Source organism: Streptomyces cupreus (assembly GCF_014257025.1).
Lineage (GTDB): Bacteria > Actinomycetota > Actinomycetes > Streptomycetales > Streptomycetaceae > Streptomyces > Streptomyces cupreus.
The window spans coordinates 12,520-28,362 of record NZ_JACMSF010000050.1; the positions used below are offsets into that span (position 1 = coordinate 12,520).

The window sequence follows — 15,843 nt, forward strand, 5'->3', positions numbered from 1 at the left end:
ACGTCAGCGGTCGAAGGACGCGCCCAGGGTGCCCTGCGAGGAGGTCATCCCCAGGGCCGACGGGCCGAAATAGGCCGAGCCGGTGCCGGTCACCTGGGTGGAGGTGCCCCTGAGTGCCCAGACCGCACCGGCCCAGGAGTTCTCCCCCGGCGCTCCGGCGAACAGCTCCGCACGACCGTCGCCGGTGGTGTCGACCAGGTGCACGGCGGCGCCGAAGGCATCGGACCGCTCGGCGGTGCCGGGCACCGAGGCGGTGTCCTGGGTGAAGGACTTCGCGCCCGTCGCGGTGAGCCCCGTGCCGCCGCCCAGCAGGACGGTCACCGAACCCGCGCCGGCCAGGGTGCCGACGCCCTCCCCACGGGCGCCGATCGCGAGGTCGAGGCGGCCGTCGCCGTTCACGTCGCCGAGGGAGACGGCACAGCCGAAGTCGTCGCCGTACTCGGCGGTGCCCGGGACACCCGTGCTGTCCTGGTGGAAGAGGGTGCGCGGGCTCGTGGTGTCCGGGCCGGAGGCGGTACCGTGCACGATCTCGACGGCTCCGCCCAGGCGGGTGACCTCCTCGGTGCCGTCCATGTCCTCCTCGCCGCTGCGGCCGAGCACGATGTCGGCGTAGCCGTCCCGGTCGAGATCGCCCACGGCGACGTCGGCGCCGCCGTCCAGGGGCAGGCCGGTCTTCGGGTCCTTCAGTATCTGCGCGGCCGTCAGTCCGTCGCGGCTGCCCGCGAAGTACTCCGCCAGGCGGGGGCCGTGGTACGGCAGCTCCCCCTCGCCGTGCGAGACGACGGCCACGACGTCGCTGATGCCGTCGCCGTTGACGTCCCCCGTGGCCAGGGTGGGGGCGTTCCAGTACTCCTCTTCCGCGCCGTCGACCCGGACGTCCATCGCCTCGGTGCGGGCCGGCCCAGTGGTCCGGCCGAACGGGCCGTGGGCGACCCTGGTGCCGGTGGCCAGGTCCGGGTGACCGTCCCCGTCGAAGTCGCCTGCGGTCAGGGCCTGGCCGAGGAACTCGCCGTCGGCGCCCTTGACGACGGTGCCGCCGGTCAGGCCGCCTTTGCCGCCCCACAGCACGGTCAGTGTGCCCGAGCCGTAGAGGGTTCCGGAGTCCTCGCCGCGCGACCCGACGGCGAGGTCGGTGTAGCCGTCGCCGTCGAGGTCCGCGGCCGTCATGGCGGAGCCGAACTGATCGTCGGCCTCCGCGCTGCCCGGCACCCCACTGCTGTTCTGGTGGTGGACCCTGCGGGTCTGCTCCTTCAGCGCCAGCGTGCGGCTGCCGTACGTCACGGCGACGTACCCGGCGCCCTTCCGGCCGCTCACGGTGGCCTGGGGCGCGGCCGTGGCCGTGTCGGCGACGCCGTCGCCGTTGAAGTCGGCCTTCGCCAGGCCGATGGCGGTCCCGCCGGCCGGGTCGGCCTGCGCCGCGGGCGCGAGGGCGGCCGATGCCGCCATCGCCACGGCGGTGGCCACGGTCATACGAAGTGTGCGCTTGCGCACAGGGCCTCCTGCTCAGAGTGCGGTGGTGCGACGAGCCGTCAGGTCGGCCCGCGCACCACTTCAAGACCCATGGCGAAACCGAATGGTTGTACGCCGTCCATTCGGTGTTCACCTCACAGGAGGCCGGCCGTCGCGAGGAACTTGCCGACCCGCTCGACCTCCTCAGGACCGAGCGGCACCTGGGGTTCCGCGGTCGCCGGGCAGTCGATGATGCCGCGCAGGTGCAGGGCCGTCTTGAAGGCGCCCAGCGCCGAGGAACTGCCGCCCATCCGGGTGGGGTCGCCGACCCGGACCATGCCGAACAGGGCGCACAGCCGCTCCTGTTCGGCCCGGGCCCGGTGCCGGTCGCCGGTCCGGCACAGCCGGTCCAGCTTGACGTAGCCGTGCGGGTCGACGTTGGCCAGGCCGGGCACCGCGCCGTCCGCGCCCAGTGCCAGTGCCGCGTCGACGACCAGCTCGGAGCCGGTCAGCACGCTGAAGTCGGTGATGTCGGGGTGGGCGCGGGCGCCGGTGACGACCTCGCGGAAGGCGGCCAGATCGCCGCTTGAGTCCTTCAGCCCGGCGAGTACGCCCTCCGCGGCCAGGTGCAGGACCAGATCGGCGGGGAGCTTGGTGTGCACGGCGGCCGGGATGTCGTAGGCGAGGACGGGGACCGGGCTCTCGGCGGCGATCAGCCGGTAGTGGCGGGCGATCTCCGCGGGGTGGGTGGCCGCGTAGAACGGGGCCGTCGCCACCACCGCGTCCGCCCCGGCCGCCACCACCTTGCCCACGTGGTCCAGCACCCGGGGCGTCGTCATGTCGATCACCCCGGCCAGCACCGGCAGTCGGCCGCCCACGTGCAGGGCCACCGTCTCCACCACCAGACGCCGCTGCCGGTCCGTCAGATACGCCGCCTCCGAGGTCGAGCCGAGCACGAACAGACCCTGCACTCCGCCGTCCACCAGATGGTCGACCAGCCTGAGCAGCGAGTGGACGTCGACCTCGCGTTCCGGTGTCAGGGGTGTACAGACGGGCGGGATGACACCGGTGAGCGTGTTCATGATGGCTCCCTTGCGGACTGTGCCAGGTCGCGGGTCGACCGGTCCTCCTCGACAGGATGGTGGCAGCGGTACCGGTGACCCGGTGTGGACGCATCGGAAAATTCCGGCATCTCCTGTGCGCACAGTTCTGTCGCCTTCCAGCATCGCGTCCGGAAGGGGCAGCCGCTCGGCGGCCGGGTGGCCGAGGGGACCGGTCCGACCAGCGGGATCGGGTCGACCGGGTCCAGCAGTCCGGGCGTGGCGGAGAACAGGGAGCGGGTGTACGGGTGACAGGAGCGGTCGGTCACCCGGTCGGCCGGGGCCTCCTCCACGATCCGGCCCAGGTACATGGTGATCACGCGGTCGCTCATCCGCCGTACCGTCTGGATGTCGTGCGAGACGAAGACCAGGGACAGGCCCAGGCGCTCCTTGAGGTCCAGCAGGAGGTTGAGGATCTGGGCGCGGACCGACACGTCCAGCGCGCTGGTCGGCTCGTCCGCCACCACCAGGTCGGGGTCGAGGGCCAGGGCGCGGGCGATGGCGACGCGCTGCCGCTGGCCGCCGGAGAGCTGTCCGGGAAGGGCGTCGGCGAGGGCCCGGGGGAGACCCACCAAGGCCGTCAACTCGCGTACTCGCTCGTCGCGTTCGCGTCGGGTGCCCCGCTCGTGGACGTCCATCGGGTCCCGCAGGATCCGCCGGATCGTCAGCCGCCGGTTCAGGGCCGTCGAGGGGTCCTGGAAGATCATTCCGGTGCTGCGGCCGACCGCGGAGCGCCGCTCACCCGCCGACATGCTCCACAGATCACGCCCCCGGAAGGTCACCGTCCCGGCCGTCGGCCGTTCCACCCCCACCAGCACCTTCGCCAGCGTCGACTTCCCGCACCCCGACTCGCCCACCACACCGACCGTCTCCCCGGGTGCCACCGCGAGGTCGGCGCCGGTCAGCGCGTAGACCCGGTCCCGGGTGAACAGGCCGCCGCTGCGGGCCTTGTGGACGACGTGGGTGTCGGAGAGTTCGACGATGGCGTTCACTTCACGACCTCCGTCGTCACCAGCTCGACCGCCGGGTGATGGCAGGCGGCCGTATGGGTGTGCGTGCCCAGCAGGTCGGGCGGGGTGACCCGGCACAGTTCGGTCGCCCGGGGGCAGCGGTCCGCGAACCGGCAGCCCTCGGGGAAGTCCGCGGGGGACGGGACGACGCCCTTGATCTGCGTCATCCGCTCGGCGGCCCCCTCCAGCGAGAGCACGCTGCCGAGCAGGCCGCGCGTGTAGTGGTGGGCCGGTGCCTCCACCAGGTCGGCGGTCACCCCGGTCTCGACGACCTGTCCGCCGTACATCACCACCACCCGGTCGGTGACGTCGGCGATCAGGGCCAGGTCGTGCGAGACCAGGATCAGCGCGAAGCCCAGCTCCTCGCGCAGCCGCAGCAGCAGCGCCATGATCTGCGCCTGCACGGTGACGTCCAGGGCGGTCGTCGGCTCGTCGGCGACGATCAACTTCGGGTCGCGGGACAGCGCCATGGCGATCAGCACGCGCTGGCGCTGGCCGCCGGAGAGCTCGTGCGGGTAGCTGCGCAGGGTGCGTTCCGGGTCGAGGCCGACCAGGGTGAGCAGCTCCTCGGGGGTACGGCGGCCTCCGCGCCGTACGACCTGTTTGAGCTGGGCGCGGATGGTCATCGCCGGGTTCAGGGAGGACAGGGCGTCCTGGTAGACCATCGCCATCTCGTGCCCGAGCAGTTTGCGCCGCGCCCGCATCGGCTCGGCCAGCAACTCCCGCTGGTGGAAGCGGACCTGGCCGCTCACCCGGGCGCCCTTGGGCTGGAGCCCCATGATGGTCAGCGCGGTCAGCGACTTGCCGCAGCCCGACTCGCCGACCAGGCCGAGCACCTCGCCGCGCTGCACCTCGAAGCTGATGCCGTCGACGATGTCCACGCCCCGGTGGCGGCCCTCGAAGCCGATGGCGAGGTTCTCCACGGCCAGCACCGGCTGGGCCCCCGTGGGCAGTGACCGGGCCCTGGAGCGCAGTCGGCGGGCGGCCTCGGCCAGGCCGGGCAGTTGCACCACTTCGCCACTGCCGGGCTCCGGCGCCTCGATCCGGTCCGCCTCCTCGTGGACCTCCACCTCCCGGGCCGCAGGTGCCGCCCAGGCGTCCGAGACGCCCTCGGAGAGGATGTTCAGCGAGAGCACGGTGAACAGGATCACCAGGCCCGGGAAGACCGTCGCCCACCAGCCCCCGGTCAGCACCATGTTCTTGCCGTCCGCGATGACACTGCCCCAGGACGGGTCGGGCGGCCGCACACCGGCGCCGATGAAGGAGAGCGATGCCTCGAAGACGATGGCCTCGGCGACCTGCACCGTGCAGAAGACCAGCACGGGGGCCGCGCAGTTGATGGCCACGTGCCGCCACACGATGTGCGGGGTACGGGCGCCGATCACCCGTTCCGCGGTGACGTAGTCCTCGCCGTACTGATCGAGGACGTTGGCGCGCACCACGCGGGCCACCGGCGGGGTGAACAGAAAGGCGATGGCGCAGATCAGCACGGTGATCCCGCCGCCGAACACCGCGACAAGGACGGCCGCTAGGGCGATGCCGGGGAACGCCATCACCACGTCCAGACAGCGCATCAGCGTCTCGTCGACGGCCTTGCGGGAGGTCGCCGCGACCGCTCCGATCAGCGCGCCCGCCACCAGGGCGAGTCCGGTGGCGCCGAGGCCGATGGCGAGGGACCAGCGGGCGCCGTACATCAGCCGGCTGAGGATGTCCCGGCCCAGGCTGTCCTGGCCCATCCAGTGCTCGGGGGAGGGATGGCCGGTGCCGTCGACCGGTGGCTGCTGGTCCAGTGGATCGTGCGGGGCCAGCAGCGGCGCGAACACGGCGACGAGGACCACCAGGGCCAGGAAGCAGACAGCCAGTTTCGACATCAGCGGCAGCCGGCGCCGGCCGCGCAGCCTGATTCCGGGGCGGGAGAGGGCCTCGGTGAGGCTCCTGCGATTCATGATCATGCGGCCGCATCCCTCAGTCGCGGGTTGACCAGCAGATAGAGGATGTCGATCACGAGGTTGACGATCACGAAACCGAACGCCGTGGTCAGCACCACACCCTGGACGACCGCGGGGTCGCCGTTCTTCACGGCGTCGATCATCAGCTTGCCCATGCCCGGCAGCGAGAAGATCGTCTCGATGACGACCGCGCCGCCCAGCAGATAGCCGACCCTGAGACCCAGCACGGTCAGCGGATTGACGAGGGCGTTCCTGAGCACGTTCCGGCCCACGACCACCCTGGGCGGCAGTCCGCTGCCGATCGCCGTGCGGACGTAGTCCTTGTCCAGCTCCTCCACCACCGACGTCCGCACGATACGGGTGAGCTGGGCCGCCACCGGCAGGGACAGGGCGAGCGCGGGCAGCGTCATCGTCTTCAGCCAGCCGGTGAAGGAGTCCGCCGGGTTGATGTAGCCGCCGGTCGGGAACCAGCCCAGGTCGACCGCCAGATACTGGATCATCAGCAGCGCCAGCCAGAAGCCGGGCGCGGCCACGCCGGTCAGCGACACGACCCGGATGATCTGGTCCGGCAGCCGGTCGCGGTAGATGGCCGCGGTGACCCCGCCGAGCAGCGCCAGCACCATCGCGATGCCGAGCCCGAGGAAGGTGAGCTGCATGGTGAGCGGCAGCGCGGTCATCACCTGGTCGATCACCTCGCCGCGGGTGAGCGCGCTGGTGCCCATGTCGCCGTGGAGCAGATCGCCCACGAAGACGACGTAACGCACGGGCAGCGGATCCAGCAGGCCGTTCTCCTCGCGGAAGTCGTGCAGTTGCTCGGGTGTGGGGTTCGCGCCCTGGAAGAAGGCGGACGCCGGGTCGATGTCCGAGAAGCGCATCACCAGGAACACGAACAGCACGATGCCGAGCATCAGCGGGACGAGCAGCAGGACGCGGCGGAGCAGGATCCGTACGACCGCGGTCATGCCACTAGGCCCACTTCGCCTGGAGCAGGTTGATGCCGGGGTACGGCTGTGCCCTTATCCCGGAGAGCAGTCGCGCGTCCCAGGCCGTCATCAGCTCGTTGTGGACGACCGGGTAGAGCACGGCCTGCTCGGCGACGACGTCGATGTAGTCCTGGATCATCGTCTTCTTCCGGTCCGGGTCCGGCTCCTGGGTCGCCCGGTCCATGTCCTTGAAGAGCTGCTTGGCGACCGGGTCGTTCGCCCAACGCGTGTACCCCATCCACAGGTTGGTGGGCCCGTAGTTGTAATGCATGATCAGATCGGCGTCGAGGCCGAACTGGTTGGGGTTCGAGGCGGCGGCGACCACCTGGTAGTCCTGCTTCTGGTCCATCTTGGTGAACACGGCCGTCGTCTCCTGCGGGGACAGCGTCGTCTTCACGCCGATCGCGTCCCAGGAGGACTTGATGGTCGGCAGACAGTCCACGATCCAGCTGACGTTCACCGCCAGGATGTCGATCTCCAGCCCGCTGACCCCGGCCTCCTTCAGCAGCGCCTTCGCCCGGTCGGGGTCGTGGTCGTAGACCGTCTTGGCGCGCCGGTAGGCGGGGTTGGCCTCGTTCAGGAACGAACTCGACGGTTTGCCGTGCCCCTTGAGGGCCACCTCGACCATCTTCTCGGTGTCGATGGCGTAGTGCAGGGCCTGCCGTACGCGGACGTCGTCGAAGGGCTTGTGCCGGGTGTTGAACATCAGGAACAGGTTGTTCATCCCGGCCCCGCCCGCGACCGTCAGCCCGCCGCTCTCCAGCTGCCCGATGTTGGCGTAGGGGATGTTGTCGGAGATCTGCGCCCCGGCGCTGGAGCCCGAGATACGGGCCACGCGCGGGGCCGCGTCCACGATGGTCAGCCAGTTCATCTTCTTGAAGGCGGGCCTGCGCGGGCCGTTGTATTCGGCGAAGGCCTCGAAGGTGGTGTTGGACTTCGGGTGGTGGGCGGTCTGCCGGTACGGCCCCGAGCCGATCGCCTTGCCCTTGATGGCCTCCTCCCAGCCGCCCGGCCGGGAGAAGACGTGCTTCGGCATGATCTTGGCGAGGGTGAGCCGTGAAAGGCCGTCCGGGAAGGGGAACTTGAGCAGCAACTCGACGTTCCGCGCGTCGACCTTGCGGACCTCCTTCAGCCAGCTCGCGAAGAAGCCCTTGGCGAGGGTCTGGGTCTTCGGGTCGAGGATCCGGTCGAAGACGAACACCACGTCGTCGGCGGTGACCGGCTTGCCGTCGTGGAAGGTCGCGCCCTCGCGCAGGGCGAACCGCCAGGTCGTGGCGTTCGGGTCGGCGGGCACCTGGGTGGCGAGCGCGGCATACGGCTCGCGGGAGATCGGGTCGGTGTCCAGCAGGCCCTCGTAGATGTGGTTGTTGGCGGCCATGCAGAACGCCGACGCCGTCTGCGTCGGATCCCAGCTGCCGTCGTTGCCGTAGCCGATGACCGCGGTCAGCGTCCGGTTCGCGCCGCCCGCCCTGCCGCCGGTGTCGTTGGTCGACTCGGGCCCGGCCGAACAGGCCGACAGGGACGCGGAGACGGCGGCGGCCGCGCCGAGCGCGCCGGTGTGCTTCAGGAAGGTCCGGCGGCCGAGCGCCGGCACGTCGTGGGTCACGTCGCGCACGGTTCCTCCAGAAGGAAGGGAGTGAGGGGAGGGGAGATACGACGTCCTACGTCCTGTCAGTCAGCCGCGACCATAGGAGCGGTGAGGGGGGCGGTCAAGGCATCGCACGCGAATGGCCTATTCCGCCATAGGTCGGACCAATGGCGGCGCGGAATGCCGGGAGTTGGCCCGCTTGTCACCGGAGGTGGGACGTGGGACGTCTCCTGCGCGTACGATGCCGCGCATGGCCGGGGAGACCGGGAACAGTCGCATACGGCGCCAGGTGGTCCAGCTGATCCTCGACCGCCGGCTCGCGCCCGGCGCGCCGCTGCCCACCGAGACGGAGCTGATGGCGGACCTCGGGGTGAGCCGCAACTCCGTGCGCGAGGCGCTCAAGGCGCTCCAGGCGCTGGACATCGTGGAGATCCGGCACGGCTACGGCACCTATGTCGGGCACGCCTCGCTGACCCCGCTGGTCGACGGGCTGACCTTCCGCGCGCTCGCCCGGCACGACCATGACACCGGGGCGCTCGCCGACATCCTCCAGGTGCGCGAGGTGCTGGAGGACGGGCTGATCCGCCGGGTGGCGACCACGCTCACCGAGGCGGAGCTGGACCGTCTCGAAGAGGTCGTCGACCGGATGGCCGCGGCGGGCCGGGCCGGTCTGCCCTTCGACGAACTCGACCGGGAGTTCCACGAGTTGCTCTACGCCCCGCTCGGCAACGCCCTCGTGCCGCAACTCCTCGGCGCCTTCTGGACCGTCTTCCGGCGGGTCTCCGGCGAACTCGGCCGCCCCGACCAGCCGGCCCCCGGGGTCACCGTCCGCCGGCATCGCGACATCGTCGACGCGCTGCGCGCCCGGGACGTCGAGGGCGCGCAGCGCGCGATGGCGGTGCATTTCCACGGGATCGAGGCGCGGACCGCGCTGGAGGCATGAGGGAACGCCCGAGGGGGTGCCGACCCCTGTACGGCACCCCCTCGGAGCGCTGTTACGGCAGCGTCTTCTCGTACGTCTTGTCCTGGTCGGAGTCGTAGACGAGCTTGCCGTCGGCGTTGTAGCCCTTGACCCGGGGTGCCACGGTGACCTGCTCGTTCAGGACGCCGGAGGCCGCGAACCAGCCGTGGTCCAGGGCCGCCTGGCTGGTCGCGCCGCCGTAGGTGACGGTGACCTTGGCGACGGAGGACTCGAAGGTGCCGATCACGCCCCAGCGGAAGGGCAGTTTCCAGTTGCCGCGGTCCAGGAAGGACTGCTGGTACAGCTTGCCGCCGTTGATGTCCGGTACGACCGCCGGGGCTTCCGGAACGGAGCCGCCGCCGCCGACGTTCAGGCCCTGGGCCTCGCCCTCGCGGATGTTGCAGATCATCCGGGTCCCGTCCCGGTCGTCCTTCTTCACCGCGACGACGTACATCCCGTCACCGGGCGCGTTGGAGTCGCCGGTGCTCTTCATCGCCAGGATGATCCGGTAGCTGTCCGCCGGGCCGAGGCCGGTGTCCCCCGGGCCGAGGGTGTGCTGCTCGTCGTAGGCGATGCACTGGTCCACCGCGTCCGCCGCCTGCTCGAAGGTGATCCCGTCCAGGAGCTGTCCGTCCGTGGCCGGGCGCCCGGGCCCGGACGGGGTTGGGGAGGGCGTCGGGGACACCGGGGCGCTGACCGACGGCGTCGGCGAGGTGGCCGTGCTTCCGCCGCCGTCCCCGCCCCCGGCCACCGCGTACGCCCCCACCGGCATCGCGGCCAGTGTCACCAGCACCGCCCCGGCCGCCGCCACCCGGCGCCGCCGCTCCACCACGCCCCGGCGGCGGATCGCCGGATACGGCGCCGGCGAGGGGCGGATGGTGTACGCGTCCTGCGCAAGCAGCTCGCGCACCTGCTCCGCGAAGTCCTGCTCGGCCTGCTCGTCCTGCTGGTCACTCACCTGTGGGTCCCCCCGTCGACACGTGCCCGCCCACCACCCGCGCGAGCCCCGGATACGTACGCAACTTCGCCAGCCCCTTGGACGCCTGGCTCTTGACCGTGCCCGGCGAGCAGCCGAGCGTGTCGGCGACCTCCGCCTCGGACAGGTCCTCCCAGTACCGCAGCACGACCACCGCCCGCTGCCGGGGCGGCAGTTGGGCGAGCGCCGGCAGCAGGGCGCTGCGCTCGTCGGCCCAGGCGTAGGCCTCGTCGCGTCCCGCCGTCTCCGGGGGTGCCGCGGTCAGCGCCTCGGGCACCCGGCGCTTGCGGAAGCGGTCGCTGTTGCAGCTGACCAGCATCCGCCGGACGTACGCCTCCGGGTTGTCGCTGCGTGCCACGCGCCGCCACGACCGGTACGCCTTCGCCAGCGCCGTCTGCGTCAGATCCTCGGCGTGGTGTGCGTCGCCGGTGAGCAGATAGGCGGTCCGTACGAGACGGGACCACCGGGCTCTGACGAACTCCTGGAACCGGTCTTCTAGTTCGACCTGCATCAAGCACCCTCCCTCGCCCTCCAGACCACCATGCGCGCGGATTCGGTTGCCCGGCGTCCGGGACCGGGTTCGAATACGTCCATGGCAGGCGAGGAACAGTGGGACGAGCGAGCCCCCGGCGTACTCCGGCTCCCCTCGGGACGCAGGCTCAGGGGCCGCGCCCTGCGCCACTCGCTCGCACCGGACGCGCCGCCCCCGTCGTACGGCGTCTACCTCCTGGGCCGGCGACCGCCCGAGGTCCCCTGGGAGTCCGACTGGATCCGCTGGCCCGACTTCCGGCTCCCGGCCGACCGGGACACGGCCCGCGCGCTGCTGGCCGAGGCCTGGCGGCGGGCCGCCGATGAGCGGGTCGAACTCGCCTGCGGCGGCGGACGCGGCCGTACGGGGACGGCGCTGGCCTGTGTCGCGGTCCTGGACGGCGTACCGCCCGAGGAGGCCGTCGCGTACGTCCGCCGCCACTACGACCCGCGGGCGGTGGAGACGCCGTGGCAGCGGCGCTATGTACGGCGGTTCAGCTGAGGGACTCGGCCAGCACCGATGCCGTCTTGGCGATCAGGGCGTTGTCCCAGGCGGCGTTCTGGTCGGGCTTGGTGGTCAGGACGGAGAGGATGACGGGCGCCCCGGTCTCGGTCCAGGCGATGCCCACGTCGTTGGCGGTGCCGTAGGAGCCGGAGCCCGTCTTGTCGCCCAGGGTCCAGGCCGGGGGGAGCCCTGCACGGAAGCGGGCGGTGGAGGTCGTGTTGCGCAGGAGCCAGTCGGTGAGCCGCTCGCGGTCGCGGTGGTTCAGGGCGGTACCCAGGACCAGGCGGCCGTAGGTGCGGCCGATCGCGGCGGGGCTGGTGGTGTCCGTGACGCGCCAGGGTTCGGCGGTGTTGAGTTCCGGCTCCCAGCGGTCCAGGCGGGTGACGCGGTCGCCGAGGGAGCGGGCGAAGCGGGTGATCGCGGTGGGGCCGCCGAGTTCGCGCAGCAGGAGGTTGGCCGCGGTGTTGTCGCTGTGGGTGATGGCGATCTCCGAGAGCTCGGCGATCGTCATGCCGTCGGACAGGTGCTCCAGGATCGTGTCGGAGGCGGGCTGCACCAGGTCCGCCTCGGTGTAGTGGATGCGGCGGGCGAGCACTTCGCCGTCGCGGTCCAGGTCCCGCAGGACGGCGGCGGCCGCGAGCGTCTTGAACAGCGAGCACATCGGGAAGAGTTCGTCGGCGCGGTGGCGGATCGTGCGGCGGGTGGCGAGGTTGTGGGCGAACACGCCCAGGCGGCCGCCGTGTTCCTCCTCCAGGGCGCGCAGGCGGGCGGTGGGGCCGGTGGCGGCCGCGGCCGGGGTGGCTGTCGCCGCTAAGGCGGCGGCCGCGGTCGCCAGTAGGGTGCGGCGGCTCGGGGTGAGACTCACGGGCGGGATCTCCTTCGGTCGTACTGCGTCGAAACGATCTCTTCAGTGACCGACGCCAGGCCTCGTCCCTTGGTTGCCGACTCAGTCGCAGCGGCCGTCCCCTCCCGGCCGCTCACCCGTCGCGAGGAAGCGGGAGACCAACCGGTCGCCGCACTCGGTGCCTCGCGCATCTTGAGGGCGCCGCTGAGCGGGCATGCCGGCGGTCAGCGGATACTCGGCCCGGTTCTTCGTGACGTCTGCCTGGTAGGCGTCGGCGGTCGCCGGCCAGTCGGCGTCGTTGCATATGGTCCCGGCGGCGACCGCGGTGACGTTCTGCATGGTCTGGCGCAGCAGCCTGACGGATCTTGACAGTGCGTCACATTCGGGTGACGCACTGTGTTCCAGGGGTTCACCCCCATCCTCGGGCTCGGGGTGACCCCTGAGGGTCACAGGCTCCGTGTCATCACCAGGCGGTCCTCGCCGGGTCCGAAGTAGTCCTTGCGCACCGTCTCCTCCGACGAGAAGCCGATCGAGCGGTACAGCATGATCGCGGCGGCGTTCGTCGGCTCGACCGTCAGCCTGACCTCGCGCACGCCCTCGGTGCGCAGCCGGCGCAGTACCTCCAGCATCAGCCGCCGGCCGAGGCCCCGGCCGCGCTGGTCCCGGGTGACGCCCAGGCTCATGATCCAGCCCTCGTAACCGTCCGAGGAGGTCGGGAAGAGGACATAGCCGTGCAGTCGCTCGCCGTCGTCCAGGACCAGCAGCCGGTCGCCGTGGACGTCGTACAACTGGCGCAGGACGAAGTAGGGATAGGGCTCCTCGGGGAACGCCTCGCGGTCGACGCGGACGAGTTCGGGCAGATCGGCCTCGGTGACGCCTCTCATCGTCAGGGGCCGGTCGATGAACGCCCGGTCGCGGAAGAGCGCGTGGCCGGTGCGCCCGCCACGCGAAGGGAAACGTTCCTCTGGAAGAGCCGCCATACCGCCCCCCTGCGGGTCCCGGTCAATCGGTTTTGACACCCGTACGGGTGGTACGAGTGAAGACGCGAGGTGTCTGCCTTTCGGGTGTGTTCGGCAGAGTTCCGACCATCTTGAGCGGGACAATCTGGCCGTTCAAGGCCGGATCAGGTCGCGCGAATCCATTCGCCCCCATGCGCCCCCGGTGCGCCCCACCGCGGTCATTCTTTTATCGGAGTGCCCCAAGGGGGATCCGTCGCGCCCCCGGCGTTGGTACCGTTGATGAATGAGCTTGAGATCCTCGGGGAATGCCCAGCTGAATGCTGACGTCAGTTGGGCAGCATTCGACCCGATCGCCTACGTTGATCACAACTACCGCGACTTACAGGCAGAGGACGCGGAGATCCTTTCCGTCATCCGGGATCATTTCGGCGATCATTTCCCGAAGCGAGGCGTCCGACCTGTTTCAGGCATCGACGTCGGCGCCGGCGCGAATCTCTACCCCGCGCTCGCCATGCTGCCCTGGTGCGACGAGATCACGCTCTTCGAGCGCTCGTCCGCCAACGTCCGCTATCTCAGGTCCCAGGTGGACTCCTACGACGGCAACTGGGACCAGTTCTGGCGCGTGCTGTGCAAGAACGACGCCTACGGCGCCCTGGACATGGACCCGCGGGCCCGCTTCCGTGACGTCGTCGGGGTGCGGGAGGGCAACCTCTTCGACCTGGTGCGGCACGAGGGCCGATGGTCGATGGGGACGATGTTCTTCGTCGCCGAGTCGATGACCTCCTCGCGCGACGAGTTCGACCGGGGCGTGGAGTGCTTCCTGCGGGCCCTGGCCCCGGGTGCGCCCTTCGCCGCCGCCTTCATGGAGCATTCCAAGGGTTATCACGCCGGTGAGCATTTCTTCCCCGCCTGCGATGTGGGGGAGCCGGAGGTGTCCGCGAGCCTGGAGCGATTCTCGGACGATTTCACGAGCGTCCGTTTGAAATCCTCGGCCGCTGTGCGTGACGGGTATTCAGGAATGATCGTCGCCTATGGCAGGCGGAATTCGGATTCCCGTATTCCGCCACTGGGTGACTGACAACAGAAGAGTGATTTTCCTCCATTGATGGCAGTGCGGCCTGTGTGAGGGGCATGGGATGCAGATCAAGCCACGCCAGCACCTGCTGGACATCTGGCAGGCGCTCGGTCGCCACTCGTTCGAGGCCGGGGAGTGGAGCTGGGGCCAATACGGCGGAGAGAGCAGCGTCGCCGACGCGGAGCGACTGCTCTGCCTGTTCTATCCGGCCACCGAGATTCCCGCGTTCCGGCTGGACGATCCGGACACCACCCAGGACGACGTCCAACAGGTGCTGAAGAAGGCCGGCGGGCGGCTGGACATTCCGGCCAACCTCGTCACGGCCGCCGCCGAGTTCATGCGCACCCACACCGGCGAGGACAAGCGGCCCACGTTCGCCGGGGGTTACTACTTCGGCTCCCGCGACAAGAACAGGGAACTCACCGAGGAACAGCGCCGACTCGGCGTCGTCGACTCCTTCTCGATGTCCATCACCCTGTGCCTGGCCACCCTCGGCTTCCTCAAGGTCTACGAGAACAAGACCCGGCGCACCGACACCAAGGAGACCATCGCCGAGCTGCGCTCCGCCACCAGCGCCCGGCTCACCGCGGCCATGGTCAGCCTGCTGCGCTCCTTCACCGTCAACGTCTTCGACACCGAAGCCCCCCAGGGCCAGACCCTGTGCGAACTCCTCGGCCAGGGACGGCTCTCGCAGCGCCAGGTGCTGAAGAAGTTCCAGGACCGCTTCCGCCCGCTGCGAGCCGCGATCGTCGAGAGCCTCCAGCTCGGTATCGACGTCCAGGAAGGCCTGAAGGACGAGAGCCAGCTCTTCGAGTGCGGCTGGGCCTGGAGCCTGGTGAAGGACGCCCCCGAGGTCGAGACCGACGAACCCATCGGACCGCAGCCCGAGGGCGCCGCCAACGCGGTGCCGTACCTGTACTTCACCGTCGTCGCCCTCGACGGCATCCAGGACCTGTTCTCCGACCGCACCCTCACCCTGGGCCTGCTCAACACCGAGCAGCAAAGGCTCGCCGAGGCGCTGCGACTGCGCTGGGAGCTCACCCAGCAGTACTGGTCCCGCATCGCCCGCTTCGACGCCGACCGCTGGCCCCTGGAGGACATTCCCTGGCGTACGACGGGACAGAAGCTGGAGTCCGAGTACTTCTCCCTCTCCGTCGCCGCCATCCTCGTGCACGACCTGATGCGGCGCCGGGCCACCGACGACGACCTCAACCGCACGGTCACCATCATGGAGCGCCTCGCCGAACGCGGCCGTATCACCAGCCGTATGACAATGGACGACCCCATGGTCCACACCCTGCACAACGTGGGCGTCGCCCTGCCCCTGCAGGGCAGCGAGCGGCTCGGGCCGCCCATGACCTGGTCCATGAGCGACTTCTCGGCGCAGCTGCTGAAGCGGACCGTCCAGCTGTGCACGCTCTCGCGGAACCTGGCCTCGCACGACCGGCTCCTCGGGCTCGCCGAGAGCATCTTCGACCACATGTGGCGCCGCCGGATCCGCGACGGCGAGGGCGTGGGCCTGTGGGACAACGTGCACGCCGCCTACCCCGAGGCCGACATCCAGAAGCGGCGCGTTCCGGTGTCCTGGAGCATCACCGAGCGTGTCACCGAGGTGATGGTGCAGGCCCACCAGATGTACCAGCAGCCGCCGATCCGCAGCCTCGAACTGATCGAGCTGGCCAAGGCGTTGCTCTCCGAGGCCGCCCATCTGCTCGGCAACGAACAGATGGAACCGGCGCCCAAGGACGACGGCCGGCACGGCATGACGCTGCGCAATATCGAGGTCAAGCTGCGCCGCGCCCGCCTCCTCGTCGACGAACAGCCCGGCACCGCCTACTCGTTGGCCCTCGACGTCCTCGGACAGCTCGACGCCCTCGGCCGGGCACGCGAAGCCGCGGCCCAGGGAGTGTGACCCC

At 70.5% G+C, this 15,843-nt stretch carries 15 protein-coding genes; 4 read left to right on the forward strand and 11 right to left on the reverse strand.

All coding sequences use genetic code 11. The features are described from left to right. Window positions 1-3: 3 nt before the first annotated feature. From H4N64_RS46230 to H4N64_RS33530, 6 genes are all read right to left on the reverse strand, one after another. The gene (locus H4N64_RS46230; protein WP_186286293.1) at window positions 4-1,491 is read right to left on the reverse strand and encodes an FG-GAP-like repeat-containing protein; all 1,488 of its coding nucleotides are present in this window, start codon (window positions 1,489-1,491) and stop codon (window positions 4-6) included. A gap of 113 nt (window positions 1,492-1,604) precedes the next feature. Continuing rightward, entirely contained in the window at window positions 1,605-2,531 is a 927-nt protein-coding gene (locus tag H4N64_RS33510) for a dihydrodipicolinate synthase family protein (protein ID WP_186286294.1), read from the reverse strand. Beyond that, on the reverse strand, window positions 2,528-3,541 hold the full coding sequence (locus H4N64_RS33515) for an oligopeptide/dipeptide ABC transporter ATP-binding protein (RefSeq protein WP_186286295.1): 1,014 nt from the start codon (window positions 3,539-3,541) through the stop codon (window positions 2,528-2,530). Before H4N64_RS33515 ends, H4N64_RS33510 begins: the two co-directional genes overlap by 4 nt. Next, entirely contained in the window at window positions 3,538-5,511 is a 1,974-nt protein-coding gene (locus H4N64_RS33520) for a dipeptide/oligopeptide/nickel ABC transporter permease/ATP-binding protein (RefSeq protein WP_186286296.1), read from the reverse strand. The genes H4N64_RS33515 and H4N64_RS33520 overlap by 4 nt, the downstream gene beginning before the upstream one ends. Next, the gene (locus tag H4N64_RS33525; protein ID WP_186286297.1) at window positions 5,508-6,470 is read right to left on the reverse strand and encodes an ABC transporter permease; all 963 of its coding nucleotides are present in this window, start codon (window positions 6,468-6,470) and stop codon (window positions 5,508-5,510) included. The genes H4N64_RS33520 and H4N64_RS33525 overlap by 4 nt, the downstream gene beginning before the upstream one ends. A gap of 4 nt (window positions 6,471-6,474) precedes the next feature. Next, window positions 6,475-8,106, reverse strand: coding sequence for an ABC transporter substrate-binding protein (locus H4N64_RS33530; RefSeq protein WP_186286298.1), 1,632 nt, complete (start codon window positions 8,104-8,106; stop codon window positions 6,475-6,477). A gap of 214 nt (window positions 8,107-8,320) precedes the next feature. Between H4N64_RS33530 and H4N64_RS33535 the strand changes: the two genes are divergently transcribed. Then, on the forward strand, window positions 8,321-9,022 hold the full coding sequence (locus H4N64_RS33535) for a FadR/GntR family transcriptional regulator (protein WP_186286299.1): 702 nt from the start codon (window positions 8,321-8,323) through the stop codon (window positions 9,020-9,022). Between the two features lie 52 nt (window positions 9,023-9,074). Here the strand turns inward: H4N64_RS33535 and H4N64_RS33540 are convergent, their stop codons facing one another. Together H4N64_RS33540 and H4N64_RS33545 are read right to left on the reverse strand one after the other, a co-directional pair. After that, entirely contained in the window at window positions 9,075-9,998 is a 924-nt protein-coding gene (locus H4N64_RS33540; RefSeq protein WP_186286300.1) for a hypothetical protein, read from the reverse strand. Then, entirely contained in the window at window positions 9,991-10,527 is a 537-nt protein-coding gene (locus tag H4N64_RS33545; RefSeq protein ID WP_186286301.1) for a SigE family RNA polymerase sigma factor, read from the reverse strand. Before H4N64_RS33545 ends, H4N64_RS33540 begins: the two co-directional genes overlap by 8 nt. Before the next feature lie 81 nt (window positions 10,528-10,608). Between H4N64_RS33545 and H4N64_RS33550 the strand changes: the two genes are divergently transcribed. Next, a complete protein-coding gene (locus H4N64_RS33550; protein WP_186286302.1) occupies window positions 10,609-11,046 on the forward strand; it encodes a protein-tyrosine phosphatase family protein in 438 nt (145 codons plus the stop codon). Here the strand turns inward: H4N64_RS33550 and bla are convergent. The 3 genes from bla to H4N64_RS33565 form a co-directional block, all read right to left on the reverse strand. After that, complete coding sequence (gene bla / locus H4N64_RS33555) at window positions 11,039-11,914, reverse strand: class A beta-lactamase (protein WP_186286303.1); 876 nt, start codon at window positions 11,912-11,914, stop codon at window positions 11,039-11,041. The two genes, H4N64_RS33550 and bla, sit on opposite strands and share 8 nt — an antisense overlap. Window positions 11,915-11,995: 81 nt before the next feature. Continuing rightward, window positions 11,996-12,232 carry a hypothetical protein gene (locus tag H4N64_RS33560; protein WP_186286304.1) on the reverse strand — a complete coding sequence of 79 codons (237 nt, stop codon included), beginning with the start codon at window positions 12,230-12,232 and terminating at the stop codon, window positions 11,996-11,998. A gap of 107 nt (window positions 12,233-12,339) precedes the next feature. Continuing rightward, window positions 12,340-12,873, reverse strand: coding sequence for a GNAT family N-acetyltransferase (locus tag H4N64_RS33565; RefSeq protein WP_186286305.1), 534 nt, complete (start codon window positions 12,871-12,873; stop codon window positions 12,340-12,342). A gap of 262 nt (window positions 12,874-13,135) precedes the next feature. Between H4N64_RS33565 and H4N64_RS33570 the strand changes: the two genes are divergently transcribed. Then, window positions 13,136-13,930: an SCO2525 family SAM-dependent methyltransferase gene (locus tag H4N64_RS33570; protein ID WP_186286306.1), complete on the forward strand. Its 795-nt coding sequence runs from the start codon at window positions 13,136-13,138 to the stop codon at window positions 13,928-13,930. A gap of 58 nt (window positions 13,931-13,988) precedes the next feature. Beyond that, window positions 13,989-15,839: an SCO2524 family protein gene (locus tag H4N64_RS33575; RefSeq protein WP_186286307.1), complete on the forward strand. Its 1,851-nt coding sequence runs from the start codon at window positions 13,989-13,991 to the stop codon at window positions 15,837-15,839. Window positions 15,840-15,843 lie beyond the last annotated feature (4 nt).